This window comes from Candidatus Zixiibacteriota bacterium (genome assembly GCA_040753495.1).
In the GTDB taxonomy this organism is placed as follows: domain Bacteria; phylum Zixibacteria; class MSB-5A5; order GN15; family PGXB01; genus DYGG01.
The window spans coordinates 1-2,550 of sequence record JBFMEF010000165.1; the positions used below are offsets into that span (position 1 = coordinate 1).

The following is a 2,550-nucleotide window of genomic DNA, read 5'->3' on the forward strand; positions in this document are numbered from 1 at the left end:
GAGACGTTTTTTGGTCTGGGAGAACTCCTTGGTCATGATTTCGATATCGGTAATCTGCCCCTGGGTTCCGGCCATCGGCTGATGAATCATAATTCGGGCGTTGGGCAGCGCCGCTCTTTTTCCTTTGGTGCCGGCGCAGAGCAGGAAAGAGCCCATCGATGCCGCCAAACCCATGCAGGTGGTGGCGACATCCGGTTTGATGAAACGCATGGTGTCGTAGATTGCGAGACCGGCTGTAACCGAGCCGCCCGGAGAATTTATGTAGATGAAAATATCCTTCTCAGGGTCTTCGGCTTCCAGAAAGAGCAACTGGGCGATGACAAGATTTGCGAGATGGTCATCGATGGGGGCGCCGATGAATATAATGCGGTCTTTCAAGAGGCGAGAATAGATGTCGTAAGCCCGCTCGCCGCGGCCCGTTTGCTCAACTACCATCGGTATCAGCATTTATTCCTCCGTGAAACTAAAGTTCGTTCTCTTCATCGCCGGCTATCGTAGGTGAACTTGCCGCCGGTTGGCTCTCGCCGCCGAGTGAAGCTTTAAAGGTATCCAGCGAGACAAAAGATACTTTGGAAAGAAGAAACTCTAAGATTTTCTCCTCCAGAATGGAATCTCGTATCTCCTGTATTCGTCCCGAGTTAGAAAGAACCTCCTTCGCCCTGGCGACATCCATCTGATAATTGTCGGCGAACCGCTTAATCCAATTTTCGGTATCTATCGGCAAAACTTCAATCTTTTCCAGTTCCGCCAGACGGCTGCTGAGGAGATGCCACTTTATGGAGTTAACCGCCACCGGACGATACTGCTCGCGCACCTGCTTTTCGTCAAAATTCTTGTAATTCTTCGAAAAGTCTTCAACCATACCATCCAGATAGTTCTGCACCATCGCTTCCGGAACATCAAAAGGATTCAGGTCAATCATCTGGCGGGTTAGTTCGTTCTTCTTCCATTTTTCCTGTTCGGTCTCTTTCTGCTTCTTGAGGTCTTCGCGGATTTTCAGGCGAAGTTCCAGAATGGTTTCGACACCGCCGACCGTCTTGGCGAAAGAGTCATTCGGCTCCGGAAGGATTTTTTCGCGAACCTCTTTGACCAGACAGCGATATTTAAGAGTTTTTCCGGAAAAACGCTCGTCGGAATAGTCCGGAGGATAATTGACCGTAACCTCTTTTTCCTCACCGGCATTGAGCCCCACCATCGAATCCCGGAATTCCTTGACGGTTAGGCTGCTGGAGAGGTCGATTTCATTCCCTTTGAATTCATTTCCCTTCAGAATATTGGAGGGGTCCTCCAGTTTGACAAGGTCGACGACAAGAATGTCATTGGCTTGCGCCGGACGGGAGACCGGGCGAATTTCGGCATGCTTTTTTCTCAGGTAATCAACCACCGCGTCAACTTCGGAATCAAAAACCTGAATTTCATCTACGGGCAACTTGAGACCGTCATATTTCACGTTCAGGATTTCCGGCATCACCTCGACATGGGCGACATATCGCAGCGGCTCCCCTTCGTTGAGGGTATAATCGCCCAGCGCCGGATAGGAGGCGACATGAAGGTTCTGCTCTTTGACCGCCAGCGGGTATGACTTTTTTATCAGTTCGCTTAAGACATCCTCGCGGATATCGTCATTGAATTTCGATTTGATGACCGCAAGGGGGGCTTTGCCGGGGCGGAACCCTTTGATCTGGGCATCCTTGCGATATTTGTGGTAGGCTTCGGCAAAAGCGGCATCAACCAGGTCCACCGGCACTTCGATTTCGAGCTCGCGCAAGAGCCCTTTCGCAGACTTTATAGACGATTTCAATCTTTTCTCCTTACAATAAACTATTTAATGCGAAAGGGGGGATTTGAACCCCCACCCGGAAAGGACTGGATCCTAAGTCCAGCGCGTCTACCAGATTCCGCCACTTTCGCTCTGCCAGCGAAATATATAGTTTTTGAGATGCCAAGTCAAGGCAGGCGGATACCGGAGCAAAGGATGTGATAATGGAGCATCTGCAGTCACAGGGGAAATGAATTGACATGGGGAAACAGGGGACATAGATTCCATTCTATGGCGGAGAAAGTTTACCTGGGGATTGATTACGGCGAGCGGCGCATCGGGCTGGCGAAATCGGACCCGACCGGGCTGATTGCCTCGGCATACAAGACAATAGCGGTAAAGTCGTTAAATGCGGCTCTCCGAGAGATTGCGGAAGATATTGCAAAATGGCAGGTGGCCGGGGTAGTGGTCGGATATCCGGTAGCCGAAGATGGCGGCAATTTCGGGGAGCGCTGTCTGATGGTTGACGATTTCATTCAGCGGCTCCGGAAATATTATCAGGGTCCGGTATATAAGATAGATGAGCGGTTTTCCTCGGCCGAAGCGGAGCAGACCCTTCATCTGTTCCACAAGAAAATCCGGCAGGATAAGGGACGAGTGGACCGGATTGCCGCGGCAATAATATTGCAGAGATTCCTGGATGAGCGAAAAGATAAATAACAAAGCCGGAAGCAGATTCTATGAATACTTAATCTACTATCCGCTGACCGTATTCATACTCCTGCTGGCAT

At 50.4% G+C, this 2,550-nt stretch carries 3 protein-coding genes and 1 tRNA gene; 1 reads left to right on the forward strand and 3 read right to left on the reverse strand.

All coding sequences use genetic code 11. The features are described from left to right. From AB1690_10755 to AB1690_10765, 3 genes are all read right to left on the reverse strand, one after another. A partial coding sequence (locus tag AB1690_10755) for an ATP-dependent Clp protease proteolytic subunit (GenBank protein ID MEW6015792.1) occupies positions 1-447 on the reverse strand: 447 nt, incomplete at its 3' end. A 16-nt stretch (positions 448-463) separates the two neighbouring features. Continuing rightward, positions 464-1,801 carry a trigger factor gene (gene tig, locus AB1690_10760; protein ID MEW6015793.1) on the reverse strand — a complete coding sequence of 446 codons (1,338 nt, stop codon included), beginning with the start codon at positions 1,799-1,801 and terminating at the stop codon, positions 464-466. Positions 1,802-1,829: 28 nt separating this feature from the next. Next, a tRNA-Leu gene (locus AB1690_10765) sits at positions 1,830-1,911 on the reverse strand. 139 nt (positions 1,912-2,050) lie between these two features. Here AB1690_10765 and ruvX point away from each other — a divergent pair. Then, entirely contained in the window at positions 2,051-2,479 is a 429-nt protein-coding gene (gene ruvX / locus AB1690_10770) for a Holliday junction resolvase RuvX (GenBank protein MEW6015794.1), read from the forward strand. The last annotated feature ends 71 nt before the right edge of the window (positions 2,480-2,550 follow it).

Excerpts from the sequence above, each read along its gene's own strand:
- ruvX (MEW6015794.1), top strand. The coding sequence starts at position 2,051 with ATGGCGGAGAAAGTTTACCTGGGGATTGATTACGGCGAGCGGCGCATC.